This is a genomic window from Amycolatopsis sp. CA-161197 (genome assembly GCF_050942255.1).
Classification (GTDB): Bacteria; Actinomycetota; Actinomycetes; order Mycobacteriales; family Pseudonocardiaceae; genus Amycolatopsis.
This window is the reverse complement of the sequence record NZ_CP192059.1, coordinates 6,976,878-6,994,787: the sequence shown is the minus strand read 5'-3', so window position 1 is coordinate 6,994,787 and position 17,910 is coordinate 6,976,878. Positions and strand designations below refer to the sequence as shown.

General features: G+C 67.7%; 22 protein-coding genes and 1 pseudogene. 15 read left to right on the top strand and 8 right to left on the bottom strand.

The features are described 5' to 3' along the window. The first annotated feature begins 53 nt into the window (after positions 1-53). Positions 54-1,001 (top strand): AraC family transcriptional regulator, encoded by a 948-nt coding sequence (locus ACQPXB_RS32740; protein WP_432845584.1) that lies wholly within the window; start codon positions 54-56, stop codon positions 999-1,001. Positions 1,002-1,743: 742 nt separating this feature from the next. Here ACQPXB_RS32740 and ACQPXB_RS32735 read toward each other — a convergent pair. The 3 genes from ACQPXB_RS32735 to ACQPXB_RS32725 all read right to left on the bottom strand — a co-directional run bounded on the left by ACQPXB_RS32735 (position 1,744) and on the right by ACQPXB_RS32725 (position 2,796). Then, a complete protein-coding gene (locus tag ACQPXB_RS32735; protein ID WP_432845583.1) occupies positions 1,744-1,905 on the bottom strand; it encodes a hypothetical protein in 162 nt (53 codons plus the stop codon). Positions 1,906-2,182: 277 nt separating this feature from the next. After that, on the bottom strand, positions 2,183-2,512 hold the full coding sequence (locus ACQPXB_RS32730; RefSeq protein WP_432845582.1) for a hypothetical protein: 330 nt from the start codon (positions 2,510-2,512) through the stop codon (positions 2,183-2,185). A gap of 8 nt (positions 2,513-2,520) precedes the next feature. Further along, positions 2,521-2,796, bottom strand: coding sequence for a hypothetical protein (locus ACQPXB_RS32725; RefSeq protein WP_432845581.1), 276 nt, complete (start codon positions 2,794-2,796; stop codon positions 2,521-2,523). On the opposite strand from ACQPXB_RS32725, the gene ACQPXB_RS32720 reads away from it, so the two are divergent. Both ACQPXB_RS32720 and ACQPXB_RS32715 read left to right on the top strand, forming a co-directional pair. Continuing rightward, positions 2,782-3,213 carry a hypothetical protein gene (locus ACQPXB_RS32720; protein ID WP_432845580.1) on the top strand — a complete coding sequence of 144 codons (432 nt, stop codon included), beginning with the start codon at positions 2,782-2,784 and terminating at the stop codon, positions 3,211-3,213. The genes ACQPXB_RS32725 and ACQPXB_RS32720 overlap by 15 nt on opposite strands. 284 nt (positions 3,214-3,497) lie before the next feature. Continuing rightward, positions 3,498-3,752, top strand: a complete 255-nt coding sequence (locus tag ACQPXB_RS32715; protein WP_432845579.1) for a hypothetical protein — start codon at positions 3,498-3,500, stop codon at positions 3,750-3,752. Between the two features lie 441 nt (positions 3,753-4,193). Here ACQPXB_RS32715 and ACQPXB_RS32710 read toward each other — a convergent pair whose 3' ends face one another. After that, positions 4,194-4,343, bottom strand: coding sequence for a hypothetical protein (locus ACQPXB_RS32710; protein ID WP_432845578.1), 150 nt, complete (start codon positions 4,341-4,343; stop codon positions 4,194-4,196). A 339-nt stretch (positions 4,344-4,682) separates the two neighbouring features. Between ACQPXB_RS32710 and ACQPXB_RS32705 the strand changes: the two genes are divergently transcribed. Beyond that, positions 4,683-5,807: an IS701 family transposase gene (locus tag ACQPXB_RS32705; protein WP_432856633.1), complete on the top strand. Its 1,125-nt coding sequence runs from the start codon at positions 4,683-4,685 to the stop codon at positions 5,805-5,807. Positions 5,808-5,988: 181 nt separating this feature from the next. Here ACQPXB_RS32705 and ACQPXB_RS32700 read toward each other — a convergent pair. Then, positions 5,989-6,785, bottom strand: a protein-coding gene (locus ACQPXB_RS32700; RefSeq protein WP_432856882.1) for an IS5 family transposase whose coding sequence is annotated in 2 segments (ribosomal slippage) — positions 5,989-6,441 and positions 6,444-6,785 — 795 coding nt in all. Because the reading frame shifts where the segments join, the coding sequence is not laid out codon by codon here. 477 nt (positions 6,786-7,262) lie between these two features. Here ACQPXB_RS32700 and ACQPXB_RS32695 point away from each other — a divergent pair. From ACQPXB_RS32695 to ACQPXB_RS32680, 4 genes and pseudogenes are all read left to right on the top strand, one after another. After that, positions 7,263-8,099, top strand: coding sequence for an alpha/beta fold hydrolase (locus ACQPXB_RS32695; RefSeq protein WP_432845577.1), 837 nt, complete (start codon positions 7,263-7,265; stop codon positions 8,097-8,099). Between the two features lie 108 nt (positions 8,100-8,207). Then, the gene (locus ACQPXB_RS32690; RefSeq protein ID WP_386955730.1) at positions 8,208-8,498 is read left to right on the top strand and encodes a transposase; all 291 of its coding nucleotides are present in this window, start codon (positions 8,208-8,210) and stop codon (positions 8,496-8,498) included. A gap of 55 nt (positions 8,499-8,553) precedes the next feature. Next, positions 8,554-9,108: pseudogene (locus ACQPXB_RS32685) on the top strand (IS3 family transposase); the annotation flags it as partial. A 58-nt stretch (positions 9,109-9,166) separates the two neighbouring features. Then, positions 9,167-9,379, top strand: coding sequence for an IS3 family transposase (locus ACQPXB_RS32680; RefSeq protein ID WP_432845576.1), 213 nt, complete (start codon positions 9,167-9,169; stop codon positions 9,377-9,379). A 238-nt stretch (positions 9,380-9,617) separates the two neighbouring features. On the opposite strand, the gene ACQPXB_RS32675 is transcribed toward ACQPXB_RS32680, so the two are convergent. Continuing rightward, entirely contained in the window at positions 9,618-10,841 is a 1,224-nt protein-coding gene (locus ACQPXB_RS32675) for an MFS transporter (RefSeq protein WP_432845575.1), read from the bottom strand. A gap of 80 nt (positions 10,842-10,921) precedes the next feature. Here ACQPXB_RS32675 and ACQPXB_RS32670 point away from each other — a divergent pair, with 80 nt between their 5' ends. The 6 genes from ACQPXB_RS32670 to ACQPXB_RS32645 all read left to right on the top strand — a co-directional run bounded on the left by ACQPXB_RS32670 (position 10,922) and on the right by ACQPXB_RS32645 (position 14,408). After that, the gene (locus ACQPXB_RS32670; protein WP_366589905.1) at positions 10,922-11,833 is read left to right on the top strand and encodes a LysR family transcriptional regulator; all 912 of its coding nucleotides are present in this window, start codon (positions 10,922-10,924) and stop codon (positions 11,831-11,833) included. A 570-nt stretch (positions 11,834-12,403) separates the two neighbouring features. Further along, the gene (locus tag ACQPXB_RS32665; protein ID WP_432845574.1) at positions 12,404-12,721 is read left to right on the top strand and encodes a hypothetical protein; all 318 of its coding nucleotides are present in this window, start codon (positions 12,404-12,406) and stop codon (positions 12,719-12,721) included. A 154-nt stretch (positions 12,722-12,875) separates the two neighbouring features. Next, the gene (locus tag ACQPXB_RS32660; RefSeq protein ID WP_366589911.1) at positions 12,876-13,052 is read left to right on the top strand and encodes a hypothetical protein; all 177 of its coding nucleotides are present in this window, start codon (positions 12,876-12,878) and stop codon (positions 13,050-13,052) included. A 147-nt stretch (positions 13,053-13,199) separates the two neighbouring features. Beyond that, the gene (locus tag ACQPXB_RS32655; protein WP_432845573.1) at positions 13,200-13,589 is read left to right on the top strand and encodes a hypothetical protein; all 390 of its coding nucleotides are present in this window, start codon (positions 13,200-13,202) and stop codon (positions 13,587-13,589) included. Positions 13,590-13,714: 125 nt separating this feature from the next. Then, on the top strand, positions 13,715-13,900 hold the full coding sequence (locus tag ACQPXB_RS32650; protein WP_432845572.1) for a hypothetical protein: 186 nt from the start codon (positions 13,715-13,717) through the stop codon (positions 13,898-13,900). 19 nt (positions 13,901-13,919) lie between these two features. Beyond that, the gene (locus tag ACQPXB_RS32645) at positions 13,920-14,408 is read left to right on the top strand and encodes an Imm26 family immunity protein (protein WP_432845571.1); all 489 of its coding nucleotides are present in this window, start codon (positions 13,920-13,922) and stop codon (positions 14,406-14,408) included. A 90-nt stretch (positions 14,409-14,498) separates the two neighbouring features. On the opposite strand, the gene ACQPXB_RS32640 is transcribed toward ACQPXB_RS32645, so the two are convergent. Together ACQPXB_RS32640 and ACQPXB_RS32635 are read right to left on the bottom strand one after the other, a co-directional pair. Further along, a complete protein-coding gene (locus tag ACQPXB_RS32640; protein ID WP_432845570.1) occupies positions 14,499-15,722 on the bottom strand; it encodes a flavin-dependent oxidoreductase in 1,224 nt (407 codons plus the stop codon). Then, entirely contained in the window at positions 15,722-17,074 is a 1,353-nt protein-coding gene (locus tag ACQPXB_RS32635; RefSeq protein WP_432845569.1) for an MFS transporter, read from the bottom strand. The genes ACQPXB_RS32640 and ACQPXB_RS32635 overlap by 1 nt, the downstream gene beginning before the upstream one ends. An 83-nt stretch (positions 17,075-17,157) precedes the next feature. Here ACQPXB_RS32635 and ACQPXB_RS32630 point away from each other — a divergent pair, with 83 nt between their 5' ends. Continuing rightward, entirely contained in the window at positions 17,158-17,910 is a 753-nt protein-coding gene (locus ACQPXB_RS32630) for an IclR family transcriptional regulator (RefSeq protein WP_432845568.1), read from the top strand.

Here is a 17,910-nt window from a genome sequence, read left to right as displayed (position 1 = left end):
GGTTCGTACGCTGAATAATTGACGATTCGCATTTCTTGCGCGATAGTCCGAGCGTGGTCGGTGATCAGCTCTCCGAGGTGTTCGACCTCGTCGAAATCCGCGGTCTGGTGTCGGGCGGGTTCGCGGCACGGGGACCGTGGGTGGCGCGCGCCGCCATCGAGGACCCGCTCAAGCTCATCGCGATGGTGTACGGCAGGTCCCGGCTGAGCACCGACGGCGTCGACGGTGTTGACGGGCCGGTCGAGCTCGAGCCGGGCGACGTCGCCATCCTGAACAACCGGTCATGGCTTGATCAGGAGGGCGGCGCCGGCGACGGGCCGCGCCAGGAGATCACACCCGAGGAAAACTTCTCCCGGCTCGTAGGCGCCGACCGCGGCGCCGACGACGTAGTCATCGGGATCGCCGTCGACCTCAACCAGACCGGTCACGCGCTGCTGCAGCAGGCGCTCCCGACGGTGGGGCGCGTCCGGGCATCCGCTACGGCGGCGACCAACCTGCGCGGCAATCTCGACCGACTGTTCGACGAAGTGAGCGGGAACCGGATCGGCTCGGCATTCGCGATCCGGCAGTACGGTCAGCTCCTGCTGCTCGAGACACTGCGCGCCTACCTCGACCAAACCAACCTAACGCCAGGATGGCTACGGCTGCTCGCCGACGAACGGTTGCGTCCGGCGCTGCGGCTCATGCACACCGAACCCGGAAAGCCCTGGGGCCTGCGGGAATTGGCCCGCGCCGCGGCGATGTCGCGGACCTCTTTCGCTGAACGTTTCCGCAGCGTGGCGGGCCAACCGCCGGTGGCCTACCTCAACCACTGGCGGATGCTCCTGGCGCAGCGCGCTCTCCGCGACGAGCACGTACGCATCGGATCGCTGGCCGCCGAGTTGGGCTACGCGTCCGAGAGCGCATTCAGCACTGCCTTCAAACGGGAGGTGGGAGAATCACCGCTGCGTTACCGACACCGGGCGCGCGATGAGTCGCCGACCCGCGCCACCTCGGTATAAGCCTGTTGGTCACAGCACGCTCAACAACAGCACTCCGCGCCGAGCCATTGCTCGAGGTTGGGAGTGCCGGCGCGGGCAGTGCCGCGGCGGGTGGACACCGAGCTGTGCGCCTACCGGTAGGGCCGGCTGGAGTTCTCAGCGCTCGGCCCGGCCCGGCCCGAAGCCACGCAGCGCGCATCGCCGTGGTCTACGTAGCGTTTTCGACCTGCTCGGCGCCCGCGGCCGCGACCTGCGACTATGGCCGCTCTCGCGCCGGCGCGAGCGACTCGCCGCAGCGGTCGGCGCGGGCAACGCCGGCGTGCAGCTGATGATCTCGACCCTCGACCCCGGCCAGGGACGGGAGTGGATGATCGGCCGATGGTCGCCGGCCCGGTTGGCCAACAGCAGCGTCTTGTCCAGCTCGGGCCGACGTGTGAGTTTGCCGGAGGCCTTGTCGAGGAGATGTCGTCGCAGCCGGCCGCAGCGAGCGCGTCGCGCTTGACCTCGGGGTGCTGGTCGCGCGTGGACACCCGCTCTGACACACGTGGGTGCGAACCAGCTTCCGACCGAGCACGCAGCCCACAACCCCGAACCGGCCGCAACTCGCTAAGCGATGCTCCTATGCGTCAGGCAGCTTGACGAGTCACCCCTACAAAGCATTCGCGTGTACATACATTCACCGAATCAATCGGGGCACTGTCAGATGTGGCGGGGATGTGAAGAACGCCCCGACCAGCGGTCGGGGCGTTCGATACCCGAGGGCTCAGCTATTGAACTGGCCCTCGACTGAAGCGTTAGCCGAATTGAAGCTGCCCGCCGCCTCCTCAGTCGCAATCACTACCTGCTGCGCCTTCTCAGCTGCCTGCTGAGCCGCCTCCTGCTGCCGCCGCTGCTGCTCGGCTGCCTGTTCCTGTTCTGGTGTCATTGTTCCTCCCCTTATTGTTTCCATTAGGCGCTGTGAGCATATTTGACGATGCCTCTGTTCGCGCGAAGATATGTCCATAATGGCCGATTTGCTCCGAAGCTCCGGCCCGAACAACCTCTACTTTTTGCACTTTCGCGAGGAACGAGATCAGACGCTGAACTCTTTTCGGTCGATCTCCGTTTAAGGCCGCGATCGCCAAGAACCGCGTCGCACCAGCAGCGTGCCGGTCGCACCCGACAACGAACCGGCCTACTTCGAGAAGTTCACCCGCAGGTGATCACCGGACCGCGCCGGGTTCCCCGCCCGTGGCCCGGTTCGCTGCGGTGTGGTGGCGCGCCCAGCCGGGAGTCGGGCCGGTACAGCCCTGGACACATGCCCGGTGGGGCGCGGTGACCGTGGTGCGGGGCGGGAGCCGGAACGGGCCGAGATACCGCAGGCCGCAACGGGTGCAGTGCGCGTAGTACAGCAGGGCCAGTGGCCCGGGGGTGTCGGCGGCGTGCACGGGTTCGGTGCTGCCGTCGTCGCGGGTGACCGCGAGCGCGGGCCACGCCGGGTTGCAGGCACATCCGGCGGAGATGGTGGCCACAGTGGAGTCAGCGTCGGTCACGGTGCTCACTACCCGGTCTCGTCGGTGCGGAAGCGCGGCTGCCGACCGATCCGGCGGGCGACCGCGGCGACCTCGTCGACGGTGTAGGAACTGCGAGTGCCCGAGATCGACATCCCGGTCGCCTCGGCCATCTGCTTGAGCTGATAGGGATGCGGCTTGATGAACTCCCGTCCGTAAGCGACCAGCGTCCGCATCCGCTCTTCCGCCGCCCGCATCTCCCGGCGCGCGGCGAAGATCTCGGACAGCAGCGGGTCCCAGTCGTCCTTCTCGTGCTCTTCGCGCATCCGCAGATCCCGCTCGTCGGCGTCTCGTTCCCGGGAGACCTCGTCGCACCAGTCGGCGAAGATGTCCTCGTCCCCTTCGGCTTCACTGCCGACCGGTACGCACTTGTCTTGAGCGAAGGGCTCGGACGCCTGGTGAAGGCTTTCAGCGCCGCCCGCAAGCTTGAGACTTTCGAAGGCGTCAAGTCACCGCGCACCACCGCGGGGCCAACTGGGATCCGCGGGCCGTTTACCCCGGCGCCGCCGGGCATGATCGTGGTCTTCTCCGACGGCACCACCCGCGAGCCGGTGCGCTACTTCGACGTTCTCGGCCGGCCCGTGCTGATCGATCTCGATTCGAAGTCCCGCGCGCTGTACCTGGCACAGGAGGACGAAGGCATCGTGCGCATCGAAGGGCCAGAGGGCTCATCGGTGGGCTGACGGCCGTGTCCTGACCTCTCGCAACCCTGGATTGAGGACGCTGCAGCATCCTCAATCCAGGGTTGCGCGGGACGTCGTCGCGGGCCAGGCTCGAGCGGCTTCCACACCGCTCGGCACGGTCATATCCACCAGGTTGGTGTGCCCGCTCCGGGCTCGCCGTCGGCGGGAGGGGCCGGTGACCACGTGTGAGGGTTGTCGAGCTCGCATTCAGTGATCAGGTAGAGCATCGCGGGGCCGTGCCATGCACCCCGAGTCGCGGCAGGCATGGGGTCAGGATGAACGACATGCCGCGTGACGACGGCGCACGCACCTTCCCCGAGGCTCCCGGGCCCGCGTCGACGTGGTTACGTCCTCCAGCGCCGCACGTCGCTCTCCTCTGCACGGACGAGGTCAGCTCGAACTCGGCCAGCACGGCGCGGTTGTGCCGCTGCAGCGGCGTGAGCGTGGCGGGATCGGGCGGTCCGACCGACGCGCGTCGGTCGTTCGACGCGGTGGAAGAGAAGTACCAGGCCGGCCAGCGTGAGGGCGAACAGCGGTAGCCAGAGCAGCCTGTGACAGGCCCAATCCCCGCTGGGGGCGTCGAGCAGGCCGTGCGGCCGGGCGGCGACCAAGCCAGCGAAGGTGACCAGCAGCAGCGCGGACTGATGCCAGCAGTAGAGGGTCATCGTGACCCGGTTGAGCGCCGCAATCGGAGCCCAACCGGCCGGCCGTCGCAGCGCGCGCCAGCCGCGGACGCAGCAGCAAAAAAGCCCCAAGTTGCGCGGCCGTCAATGCCAACGCGAACAGCGAGGGCGGGGCGAGGTTTGACCAGCGGTCACCTGGGGCGCCGACCGCGTTCGCCGGATAGCCGGCGAACAAGACCAGCACGGCGCCGCCGGCCACGCCGAGCGGCAGCAACACCGCACCGGCCTTGCCGGTCAGCCGTCCCTCGGCCAGCGCGATTCCCAGCAGATGGGGCACCGCCCAGCTCACCGGTACGGTCAGTAGCGCCAACCAGGCGGGCAGTCCGCGGACGTGACACCCGTGGATGCCGGTCCAGACCTGGCCAGACCGTCGCTCAGCGACATGTCGTCCGAGCAGCGCACCGGCACGGCGTCGCCGAAGTACTCGTGCGTGAGCTCGTGCGTCATGGTCGACGCTGTCTGGGGTACGCGAGGGCCGCGGCACTGTAGGTCGGGATGGCCGCGGTGTCCGGGCGAGGCCGGCGCCGTATGCGAGGCTTGCGCGCCAGCGCTATACCGGACGGATCCGCATGGTGGGCGACGAGCCACACGCTCCGTATAATAGTCCCCCGCTTTCCAGGGAACTCCTATTGGGCAAGGCGACCTCCGCTGACGTGATGCTCAAAGGCGTCGAAGCGATTGAGGCGACTTGGCACTTAGTACTGCAACGACACTTCGTTATGAATCGACCGGCGTGTCGGTTAGGCTCGGGTTCGACGGTCGTGTAGTTGATCTTGTGTGCTGGAGATGGTGACGGACTGGTCGGCGCGTTTCGCTGCGTTCGCGGGGCGGTTCGCGGAGCGGTTTTCGCGGGTGGAGCCGCGGCGGCAAATGGTTTCCTACCTGCGGGGGCTGCTGGCGGAAGCCGAGCGCAAGAACGGCTGGACCCTGGCAGAGATGGCCGGTGAGACGGGTCCGCAGGGCATGCAGCGGCTGCTGAACTTCTACGCCTGGGACGCCGAGGGCATGCGTGATGATGTGCGCACTGCGGTGGTCGACGTGCTCGGGGACGCCGAACGTGGCGTGTTGATCGCCGACGAGACCGGATTCGTGAAGAAGGGCACGAAATCCGCCGGCGTGGCGCGCCAGTATTCGGGCACGGCTGGGCGGATCGAGAATTCGCAGATCGGCGTGTTCTTGGCGTACGCCTCGGATCGGGGGCGGGCTTTGATCGATCGCGAGTTGTACCTGCCGAAAGAGTGGATCGCGGATCGGGGAAGGTGCGCTGCAGCCGGTATTCCCGACGACGTCGGATTCGCGACCAAGCCCGAACTGGCACAACTGATGGTGGAACGCGCGCTCGCCGCGAGAATCCCGTTTGCATGGTTCACCGCCGATGAAGCCTATGGGCAGGTCGGGCGGCTACGGCTCTGGCTGGAAGAACACGACATCGCGCATGTGCTCGCAGTGCCCAAGTCCCAGATGGTGATTTCCATGGATCTGCGGCAGCGGCGTGTCCACGCCGTCATCGCGGACGTCGACCCGGCCACCTGGCAACGTCTGTCCTGCGGCGATGGCGCCCACGGGCAACGGATCTACGATTGGGCCGCCGTCGACATCCGCCCCCTGCGCCGACCAGAAGTCGGCCACTGGCTGCTGGCCCGCCGCTCAGTCAGCGACCCCACCGAGATCGCCTACTACATTTGCTTCGGCCCCGCCGCAACCGACCTCCAAGAACTGGTGCGCGTCGCCGGAACCCGCTGGGCAATCGAAGAAAGTTTTCAAACCGCGAAGAACGAAACAGGGCTCGACCACTACCAGGTCCGCCGATACCAAGCATGGTATCGGCACATCACCCTCTCCATGGCGGCGGCGGCATTCCTCGTCATCACCCGAGACGCCGCGAAAAAAGGGGATCCGCACCCGGTCTGATACCGCTCACGTCCAACGAAATCCGCAAACTGCTCAACCGCGTCACCGCACCGATCCGCCACACAATCCAGCATGCGATGCACTGGTCACGATGGCGACGCTCCAGCCAAGCCCGAGCACGTACTAGCCACTACCGACGACGCGGCCATCACGAAGTGTCGTTGCAGTATTAGACAATGTCTCAGTAGGTGAGTTTCTTGTAGCAGGTGAGGGTGGCAGTGAGGGTGAGGAAGGCGCAGAAGTGGTTGGCGTGGCGGTCGTATCGGGTGGTGAGGCGGTGGTAGTCGAACAGCCAGGCGATGGATCGTTCGATGACCCAGCGATGTTTGCCGAGCTTCTTGCTCGACTCGATGCCCTTGCGGGCGATGCGGACCTCGATGCCGCGGTCGCGAACCCACTTCCGCAAGTCAGCCTGGTCGTAGGCCTTGTCGGCGTGTAGTTTCCCCGGTTTGCGCCGGCGGGGGCCACGTCGGGATTTGATCGCGGGAATGGCCATGAGCAGCGGTTTGAGGGCATAGGAGTCGTTGGTATTGGCCGCGGACACCGCTACCGACAGGGGCAGCCCGGCACAGTCGGACAGGACATGGATCTTCGAGCCGCTCTTGCCACGATCGACCGGGTTGGGGCCGGTCATGGGTCCCCTTTTTTGGCTCGAACGGAGGCTCCGTCGCAGACCGCCCGAGACCAGTCGATCATGCCCTGACCGCCGAGTTCGTCGAGGACCGCGCGATGCAGCCGAGGCCACAGACCGGCCTTGGTCCATTCGGTGAACCGACGATGCGCGGTCGGCACGGTGATCCCGAACGACGGCGGCAGATACCGCCACGCGCACCCGCTGGCCAACACGAACACGATCGCCGTGAACACCGCCCGGTCATCCACCCGCACTGGTCCACCACCCTGCGGACGAACCCCGTGCTCCGGAATCAGCGGCTCCGCCAGCGCCCACAACTCATCCGGCACCAGCCGCCGAGACAGATCATCCACAACCCAAGATCATCCACCACGACCAGCCAAACCCCTACTGAGACACGCTCTTAGTGTCGTTGATTGTTTCACGCTTGGGTTGAATTTTCCCCAAGGTGCGGCACTGGGATTTCATGTCGCCGGGTGTTGTCTTCACGTTAGTTGACACGTGTTTCGTGCGACTCGGATAGTCGAGTGTTCACTGGAGACGGTGGTGGTTGCTGAGTGGGTGAGCACTGCTTGTCGGGTCACGTTGTGGACGGCCCATGGTTGTGCCGATCTCGGTTTGAGAGTAGCGAGGATTGACTCGGCGACTGCGTTGTCGAAACGCGGCTCGGCGCAGAGATGGCTGGTCGCTCTCGGGATCGGAAGACGGAAGTGCCGCGTTCGTGCCCTTTGGGCCCTGTTCCGTCAGGGTCAACTGATTGTACACAATTAAGTTGTACCATTCAGAAGTAAGTAAGAAGTCCGAATTCCGAGGAGTCAGAGATGCGCACACGTACCCGCCTCACGAAGATCGTCGCCGCGACGATGGCGCTGGCCGCGGCCGCGGTGTTCGCCGCCGTGCCGTCGTCGGCGGCGTCGCAGGGGCAGGGGACGCCGCAGCACGGAAGCCACAAGGTGAAGCCGACGATCGTGCTGGTGCACGGGGCGTTCGCCGACGCGTCGAGCTGGAACGGTGCGGTCGAGCGGCTCGAGCGGCTCGGTTACCCCGTGATCGCGGCCGCCAACCCGCTGCGCGGTGTCGCGTCCGACGGGGCCTACATCAAGGCGCTGGTGGACAGCGTCGACGGCCCGGTCGTGCTGGTCGGGCACTCCTACGGCGGCTCGGTGATCAGTGCCGCTGCGCTGAACGACCCCAAGGTGCAGGCGCTCGTCTACATCGCGGCCTTCCTTCCCGACCAGGGCGAGTCCGCGGCTGAGCTGTCCGCGAAGTTCCCGGGCAGCACGCTGGGTGACACACTCCAGCAGGTCGCCCTTCCTGGTGGCGAGACCGACCTCTACGTGAAGCAGGACCTGTTCCCGAAGCAGTTCGCAGCCGACGTCCCGTCGGCGCAGGCGCGCCTGATGGCCGTCGAGCAGCGGCCGATCGCCGCGGCGGGCCTGAACGACGCCTCGGGCCCGGGCGCGTGGAAGAACATCCCCTCGTGGAGCCTGATCCCGACCGGTGATAAGAACATCCCGCCGGCGGCGCAGGAGTGGATGGCCAAGCGCGCCCACGCGCACACGGTCGTCGTCCCGGAAGCCTCGCACGCCGTGTTGGTCTCGCGGCCCGACAAGGTCACCGACATCATCCTCAGCGCGGTCAACGCAACCACCAAGTAACGCACTCAACGAGTGGAAAGCCCCGGCACCGGCCGGGGCTTTTGGGGTGTGTCAAGTGGGGTGTACCAAGGATCTTGGACAGGGCCTCCTGTCTGAGAGGATGGGTGTATGCCCGAGCAGCGTCGGAGATTCAGCGCTCAGTTCAAGGCCGAGGCTGTGCAGATGGTGATCGAGACCGGTAAACCTGTCGCTGAGGTCGCCCGGGATCTCGAGATCAACGCCGGCACACCGGCCAGCTGGGTCAATGCGTGGCGGCGCGAGAACCCTGGACCTGCGCGACCGGTGAGCCCGTCCGAGCATGCCCGGGTCGCGGAGATGGAAGACGAGATCCGCCGGCTGCGGATGGAAAACGAGTTCCTGAAAAAAGCCGCGGCCTTCTTCGCGCGGACCTCGCAGTAGCCGAGCGCTGCGCGGTCATCGATGCGGAGAAGGCCCACTATCCGATCACCTGGATGTGCCGGTTACTACGGGTGCCCGGTCGTCGTTTTACGCTTGGAGGCACCGGGTTTCCACCGAGACAGCCACCCAAGCCCGGCGCCGCCTACTCAGGGAGCATGTGTCCCGGGTGTTCACCGAGGGACGCGGTGCCTACGGCCGCCGACGGGTCACGGCCCAGCTCAACCGCGAAGGCCACCCGTGCAGCGTCGGGCTGGTGGCCGATCTCATGCGCGAACTCGGGCTGGCCGGCTGCCAGCGCCGGGCATACAAACGCACCACCCTGCCCGGGGAACAACCCGTGCACAGTCCCGATCTGATCGGCCGTGAGTTCACCGCGGACATGCCTGGTCAACGGCTGGTCGGCGACATCACCTACGTGAGAACCAGTGAGGGCTGGCTGTATCTCGCGACCGTGATCGATCCGGCCACCCGGATGGTCGTCGGCTGGCAGCTGGCTGATCGCATGCGGACATCGTTGATCACCGACGCCCTGGGCATGGCGATCACCCACGGCCATGTCAGCCCGGGCGCAGTGTTCCACTCCGACCGCGGAACGCAGTACCCTCGGCCGAGTTTTTCCGATTCTGCAAGGACAATCAGGTTCGAACCGGTGTCGGGCGAACCGGGGTGTGTTGGGACAACGCGGCCTGACCGAGTCGTTCTTCGCATCGCTGAAAACCGAGATGTATCACCGCGAAATGTTCCCGACCTGGGGCCGTGCGCGGTTCGCTGTCGCCGACTACATCGAAGTGTTTTACAACCGGAAACGACTCCACAGCGGCCTCGGCTACCACACCCCGGTCGAGGCCTACCGTGATCACCTCACCGCGAGCGCGGCCTGAGGCAACCCACCGAGGACCGTCCAAGAACCTTGTGGCATGGATTGCGCGGTACGGACAGATGAAGTAGCTCGCAGCTGAGGACTGAGGCGTAGCGAGCACGAGACTGGCCAAAGTGATGGTCACCGCACACGAGACAGCCGTCGTTCGACTCGGCATGTGGGTTTTCTCCGTGATCCGTCCGCGCCTGCTGTGGGGCCGGCGTGTTTCCGCCGTGTCGGCCAGGCCGACAGCTTGTCGGTCAGGCGGTGATCCGGGGTTTCGCCGGTGCCAGCTTGCGCATCGAGATCGCCAGGACCAGGACAACCAGGATGAACGCGCCGACGTAGAGCGAAACCCCGCGCCTGCCATCAGCGCTGTAGGCCAGTCCTCCGATCGAACCTCCGACGCTGGAGCCCAGGTAGTAGCAGAACAGGTAGACCGCCGGGCCCTGCACGCCGAGCGTCGCGGCTCGAGGGCCGACCCAGCCGCTGGCGACCGAGTGCGCCGCGAAGAAGCCGACGGTGGTGACGACGAGCCCCACCACGACGACGGCGAGGTTGTCCGCCAGCATCAGCGCGATCCCGACCAGTGTGATCGCCGCGGCGACGGGCAGCATCCGGGGCCGCCCGAGCGTGTCGACGAGCCGGCCGGCGACGGTGGAGGCCGCCGAACCCGCCAGGTAGACCACGAAGATCAGCCCGACGACGACCTGGGACAGCGAGAAGGGTGGGGTCAGCAGGCGGAAACCCAGGTAGTTGTAGATGGTCACGAAGCAGCCCATCAGCAAGAAGCCAACCGCGAACAGCCTTACCAGCCCGGAATCCGTGAACGACCGGCCGATCGCCGCCGCCAGGTGCCGCACGCGCGGCGGGCTGGGCTCGAAGAAGGCCGAGGGCATCACGCTCACCCGGAACAACACCGCGCAGCCGAGCGCGACGACCCCGACGCTCCCGAGCGCCCATCGCCAGTCCGACACGTCGAGCACCAGGCTGGCGATGACCCGCCCGGCCAGCCCGCCGATGCCGTTGCCCGCGATGTACAGCCCCATCGCCGTACCCAGCGAACGACGGTCGATCTCCTCGGACAGGTACGACATCGCGGTCGCCTGCAGCCCGGCGAGCGCGAGACCCTGCAACGCCCGCAGCACGAGCAGCACCGTGAAGTTCGGGCTGAACGCCTGCGCGACCCCGAGCGCTGCCGCGGTGAACAGCGAAGTCGTCATCACGGGAGTCCGTCCGACGACACCCGACAGCGCGGTCAAGGGGATCACGCCCACGGCGAGCCCGGCGGTGCCGAAGGACACGGCGAGGCTGGCTTCGGCCGGGCTGAGCCGGAACTCGGTGCTCAGCGCAGGGAGCAGCGCCTGGACGCAGTAGAGCGTGGTGAAGGTCGCCAGCCCGGAGGCGAACAGCGCGAGGGTGATGCGCCGGAAGCCGGGCGTGCCGCGGAGGTGTCGCAGGATCTCGGTCTGCGTCTCTGTCACGTGGGACGACGGTAGGCAGGGGCGTATTATTCGTCCAATGCGAGATACTGGCTTGACTCATCCGCGAGTGGATTGAACTGATGGACGATCAGCTGACCGCGAGAATCACCGAACTGGCTCCCCGCGTCGCGCTTCTGGAAGCACTCGCCGAGGAGAGCAACCTCACGCGCGCGGCGGCGCTCGCCGGGATTCCGCAGCCGACGGCGAGCCGGTGGCTGACCGAACTGTCCGACCAGCTGGGCATCCCCGTCTTCAGCCGCGCCGGCCGCGGCATCAGGCTCACCCGCGCCGGCCGGCTCCTCGCCGAATCCGGGCGCAGCGCCGCCGCCGAACTCCGGCTCGGTTACCGGGCCGCGCTGGCCGAAGCCTCGCCTGGAAGCGGCCACGTCTCCGTGGCGTTCCTGCACACCATGGGCGGCGTCCGCGTTCCGGAACTGCTGGCCGGCTTCCGGTCCGCACATCCCGGCGTCCGGTTCACCCTCATTCAGGGCTCGGGCGAGGAGATCCTGCAACACCTGCACACCGGCGAAGCCGACCTGGTGCTCACCTCACCCCTGCCCACCGACGACCACGCCCTGGAATCCCGTGCCCTCACGGAACAGCCACTCGTGGCGGTCGTCCCGGCCGGGCACCCGCTCGCCTCTCGTGCCCGCGTGCGCCTGGCCGACCTCGCCCGGTTCGAATTCGTCGCCCTCAAACCCGGCTTCGGCCTCCGCCGCATCGTCGACGGCCTCCTCGCCTCCGCCGGATGCGCCCCGAAGATCTCGTTCGAAGGTGAAGAAGCCGACACCCTGCGCGGCATGGTCGCCGCCCGGCTCGGTGTAGCCGTCCTCCCGGAATCGGAACCCTTGCCCAACCCGGGCACAGTGGAGATCCCGCTGAATCCACCCGCGTATCGCGAGATCGGCCTGGTCTGGGCGGCGGGCCAGCCACTCCTGCCGGCGGTGCGGGTGTTCCGCGATTACGTCACCGCCCGAACCCACCCGGACTGAGTCCAGTTTCGTCTGCGGCAGACGCGATCGGGCTCGTATGTGCGATGCGTGGTGTTCATCGGCGAACGGATGTTCAGGCGGCGCTCGACGAAGTCGAAGCCTGTACGTCGGCGAGCGAGATCGGCAGAAGCCGCACCTTGACAAGGTCGCCCTGGGGCGAAGCACCTGGACTGGTCGGACGCCCCTCGTGTGTTCCCGGACGCGAACAACACGCTGCGCGTGCTGCGATACCTGTGCGACCTCTACAGGAAACCTTGCCGGCCGCCGGGCCGGCCACCGCGCGCCCGGCAGCCGACGAGCTCGCCGACCGCCGGTCGGGCGCCCCAAGTCTCACCCGGCCCGGACGTCGCCGGCGGATGCCCCGACGCCGAGGTGATTCCGTGACGCGCGCAGCGTCGCCGCATCGCCCGCTGCGTTCGCTTGCCGCCTGAACAGCCGACCGTGGCCGCGTCCGCTGCCCGAGCGTGAGCAGCTCGACCTGTGGGCCGCCACCGTCTGCCGCGAAGTCACCGAGATCAGGAGGTTCCCATGGCTGTAGGGCCTGAAATGAGTGCCTCGTCCCTGGCGACCATGCGGCGGCACGACTCCGCGAAGCTCGACCGCGTCACCAAGTCGGCCGAGTCGGACAGGATCTACCGCATTCTGCGGTACCGCGTGGCCGCGCTGAGAGCGGCGTCGCAGGACGAGGTTGCTGAGCAGCCGAGCGCGCGGGAGCCCGAGGTGTTGACGGTCGTCGCCGAGGGCCTGGCTGAACCTGCGATCGCACATGCCCCGTGCACCTTCACCGAGAAGGCCAGGACGCACGTCACCGATATTCTCTGCTCGTACGACCGCGCGAACGAGTTCCACCTCGCACATAAGCGCGCGCTCCTCGACGGTGCCCAGTGACGGCCGCCACGGTCTCTGGCAAGAGATCCAACGCCCGCACTCGCCCAGGAACTACCCACCCACGCCGCTACTGCGAGGCAGATCCGGTGAACCATGCCGAAGCTCCGGCCACCGCCATGCCATCCGCAGAAGCAGTCCGTTCACAGGAGACCCCGTGGCGCCCCAACAGACCCCATCGGCCCAGTTGACCATTTCGCGTCGCGAAGCCGTGCTCATCGTCCTCGTGCTCGCAGTCGTGCTCGTCGCCGGCACCTCCGGCCCCGCAGACGCGTTCCTGCTCGTCGTCGCCGCCCTGTTTCTGTCCACGATCAGGCTTGCGGATCAACAATGAAGCCGCGTTCCAGGACGTTCGGTCCTCGGTGGTGAACCGGGTCGAACACGGGGTGATTCCATTCCCGCGCACGCCGGGCACCAAATTCGTGGTTCGAGTACCGGGGCATACTCATGTTCGCCCCGGAGCAGACAAGGACAAGCCACTGTGGACTACCGCAAGCTGTTCACCGAGATCCACCGGCGCCCGAACATGTACGGCCTGGACGGCAGCTACCACGACTACTGCACGTACCTGCTGGGCGTCGACGCCGGCAACGACGGACAGTTGCTCACCGGGTTCACGGAGTTGCTCGTGCCGCGGGTCGGCGGCGGCAACAACCTGAGCTGGGTCTCATTGGTGCTGCACCTCGCCTTCCCCGACCGCACCTCGGGCTGGCGCGACGAGGCCGCCCGCGAGGGCAAGCAGGTCGCGGTGGATCTGCTCTTCTCCTTGCTGAACGAGTTCTTCGACAAGCGCGACGCCCACGGCGGGACCGCTGCCATCTTCGATGACTACCTGACCTGGTTGAAAGCTCAATCCTGGCATCGCCCGTGATGGTGGCGGCGCAGTTCAGGGGAGAGCTCAGGTGACACGACGCGGGGCGAGCCGGGAACATTCTGTACGACGGCAGCTGGCCGGTACTCGGCCGGCTTCCTGCCTGGGACAGGGACGATTGGCGCATGCCGGCCTTCGTGCACAAGGATTCCCTTGCCGGCCGGTACAGTCTCCTCGAGTTTCCCGGAGACGACCCGGGCGAGCGGCCGACGCGGCGCACGATCACCGCGGCCGAGGCTCAGGGGTTGCCCGAGTCGGGCAGTGCGGGTTCGGGGTTCGTGGAGCAGGTCCTCGCGAACCTGCTGTCTTGAGCCGAAACGAGGAGCTCGAATGACGCGGCGTGGAGCGACGCAGAAATACCGCGAAGGGGACTGGTTCACGGTTCCTCTCGAGGGTGGCCCGTTTGCCCTCGGGCTCATCGCGCGCAGCACCAAGAAGTCGCACTCCATCTTTTTCGGATACTTCTTCGGTCCGGCTCGAGCGTCGATTCCCTCGCTGTGGGACGTGGCCGACCTGTGGCCGGCCGATGCAGTGTGGGTCGGGATGTTCGGCGACGTCGGACTCCACGACGGGACCTGGCGAGTGCTCGGCCGGACGCCCGGATGGGATCGTGACACGTGGAAGATGCCGGCTTTCGTCCACAAGGATGCGCTCGTCCCCGGACGTTGGGTGCTTCGCGAGTATCCGAACGAGGACCCGGGTGCCCGTCCGGTCGGACGGCGGATCGGCGAAGCTGAAGCAGTGGGGCTTCCCCAGGACGGTCTTGCCAACGCGGCGCTCGTCGAGCTTCGGCTGACGCGGCTGCTGACCGAGGCCTAGTGGCGGAGGGCTGCGCCGACCGCGGAGTCCGCACCGACCGCGAACGCCGGGCGCCAGGAGCCGCCCGGCGATCGTGGGCGCCCGTCCTGGTCAGGGCCGGGCTGACAGTGAGGTCAGCGAGTACCCGGCGATCTCCTTGTACCTGCTGAGGATTGCCTCCAGTTGCTGGGGGTCGACGACGTCCTCGAGCCGGTCGAAGGGGCGGTCGCCGGTGCGTTCGTAGACCTCGCGCAGGATGGCGTCGGGTGGGGTGGTGCGGTTGGCGCGGACCACGGCGGCGGTGGCCGGGATGCGTTCGGCCTCGTAGGCGGACAGGGCGGAGACCACGTCGTCGGTCGCGGCGAGCTCGGTGGCCAGCTTGCGGGCGTCCAAAATGGACTGTCCGGCGCCGTTGGAGCCCCTGGGGACCATGGGGTGTGCCGCGTCGCCGAGGAGGGTGATGCGGCCGGTGCCCCACCGGGGCAGTGGTTCCTGGTCGACCATGGGGTATTCCAGGATCGTCGTGGACGAGGACAGGAGGGCCGGCACGTCCAGCCAGTCGAAGTGCCAATCGGCGAAGGCGGGCAGGAAGTCCTCGAGCCGTCCGGTGCGGTTCCAGTCGCGGTCGGCGTGCTGGGGCGTTTCGATCTCCACCACCCAGTTGACGAGCTGGCGGCCCTCGGCGTCGACGTGGTCGCGGATCGGGTAGACGACGAGCTTCCCGGTGGCGAGCCAGCCGGCGCGGATCATGCTGGCGCCGCCGAGGATCGCGGGCCACGGGGTGACCCCGCGCCACATGTTGTAACCCGAGTACACCGTGCCGCCGGCGTCCGGGTGCAGTTGCCGGCGGACGACGGAGTTCACGCCGTCGCAGCCCACGACGACCGCGCCGCGCACGCTGCCCTGCTCGAACTCCGCCGTGGCCCCGGTGGCGTCCTGCGAGACCGCCACGCAGCGCCGTCCGGTGAGCAGCCGGTCGGGGCCGAGCCGGTCGCGGACCGCGCGCACCAGGATGTCGTGCAGGTCGCCGCGGTGGATGGAGAACTGGGGCCACGCGTAGCCCGCGGTCCGGCCGGTCGGCTCGGTGTAGATGCGCTGGCCGAACCGGTTGAAGTAGAGCGAGCTCTCGGTTTCGATCGCGACGGCGGACAGCTCGTCCGCCAGACCGAGCCGGGTCAGTTCCCGGGTGGCGTGCGGCAGCAGGTTGATCCCGACACCGACGGCCGAGAGCTCGTCGACCGCTTCGTGGACCGTGCAGTCGACGCCGGCGGCGTGCAGTTCGAGGGCCAGGGTAAGGCCGCCGATGCCTCCACCGATGATGACGACTTCGGACATCAGTGCTCCATTTCTTCTCTGGGTGCCGCCGGGGCGACCCGGCGAGGTGCGTGATTTCGAACGAGCACAAAGGACGTACTGACCACGGCGAGCACGGCGGCCACCGCGACCGCGACGAACAGCACGGCGCTGCCGCCGAACGCGCTGAGCAACGCGCCGCCGATCGACGGGCCGAGGATGCCGCCGACCCGGCCGACGCCGAGCATCGCGCCCTCGCCGGTCGCACGGGCCTGAACCGGGTAGGTGGCCGCGCAGATGTTGTTGAGCAGGAACTGGCCACCGATGATGAACAACCCCGCGAACCCGATCGCGACGATGTTCAGCGCCGTCGAGCCGCCGGCGGCGACGACGAGCGTGGCCACCGCGCCCAGGCCGCACCAGAGCATCAGGCTGCGCCGGGCGCCGAGGTAGCGGTCGGCGACGAGGCCGCCGAGCAGGGCGCCCACAATGGACATCCCTTGCAGCACGGCGCCGAAGGCGTACCCGGTCGCGAAGGTCTCGCCGCGCGCGATCATCAGCTGCGGTGTCCAGGTGGACAGCCCGTAGACGCCGAAGAGCAGCAGGAAAGAAGACACCCACAGCGCCACCGTTCGCGTCCGGAAGCGGGGCGCGAGCACGAGCCGCCAGTCCCGGGGTTGCCGGTCGACGGACAGCCCGAGTTCGCGGTAGGACTGAGCACGCTCGGGTCGCAGCCGGGACAGCAAGCGCACCGCCTGTTCCTGTTTTCCCTTGGCCACCAGGAATTCCACGGATTCGGGGAACACGGCGAGGTAGATCACGCCCAGCACCGCGGCGGCACCGCCCACGTAGAACAGCGACTCCCAGTGGCCGCCCTCGGTGAGCGCGACGCCGAGGACCGCGGCCAGCACGCCGCCGAGGGCGAAGCCGGTGCCGCCGAGCACGGTGAGCCGGTTGTGCACCCGCTCGGGCAGGTATTCGTTCACGTACGCCGTGCCCAGCGGCAGCAGCACGCCCAGGCCCAGCCCGGTCACCGCGCGCAGCGTGACGAACGCCGGGAACGTCGTGCCGACGAGGCCGGTCAGCACGCTGAACACCCCGGCGATCAGCAGGCCGGCGATCAGGGTGGGACGGCGGCCGATCCGGTCGGCGACGACGCCGTGGACCAGCGAGCCGACGGCGAACCCGATCAACGCGGACGACACCAGGAAACCGGTTGCCCCGCCGGACAAATGCCAGGGTTTCACCACGAAGTGGATCATGTACGACGGGATGAAGGTGTCGTAACCGTCGAACAGGGTCGCCAGCGCGACGAGCAGGACCAGCAACCAGTGGAAGGGCCGGAGCGGAGCGGTCCGCAGTTCCGTGCGGATGTCGATGGTGGCGGCGGACAATACGACCTCCTCCTTGAGGGCTGTGCCTGGACTTTAAGTTCGCGCGCCCATCCACCGGAATCTGTGGGTTGTAGAATTCTGCTATGCGGGACGAGTCGGGGTACCTGGTTGAATCGGCCGACAACGTGCTTCGGCTGCTGGAACTGCTGGCCCAGCGCGGGCGGCTTCGCGTGAGCGAGGCGTCCGACGAGCTGGGTGTCGCCCGGTCCACCGCGCACCGGTTGCTGATCACGTTGCGGCACCGCGGGTTCGCGGTGCAGGACTCGCACAAGGTGTACCGGCCGGGGCCGGCGTTCGAGCGGATGGTGCGGCCCGGGCCGTCACCACTGGATCTGCGCGCGGCGCTACACATCCACCTGGCGGAGCTGAGCCAGGCACTCGGGGAGACCTGCCACCTGATGGTGCTGGAGGGCAACGGCACCCGGTTCCTCGACTGCGTGGAGAGCACGCAGATCCTCCGGGTCGGGGCCAGGACGGGGATGCTGCTGCCCGCCCACGTCACCTCGGGCGGCAAGGCGTTGCTGGCCGAGCTGTCGAAGGAGCAGTTCACCGCGTTGTACCCGCGGGACCTGCCCGCCCTGCCGGGCAGCGGCACCGTGAACCGGGCGGCCCTGTTGCAGCAGCTGACCGGGATCCGCCGCCGCGGGTACGCGACCAACTACGGCGAGAGCGACCGCGGCATCGTCGCGATCGGTGCCTGCGTGCGGGACGGCAGCGGCCGGGCGCTCGCGGCGTTCGCCGTCGCGTTGCCGAGCCCGCGGTGCCCGCGGTCCCGGATCCCGGAACTCGCCAAGGCCATCGAGGAACAATGCCGGCGGGCCTCGGCCGATCTGTGA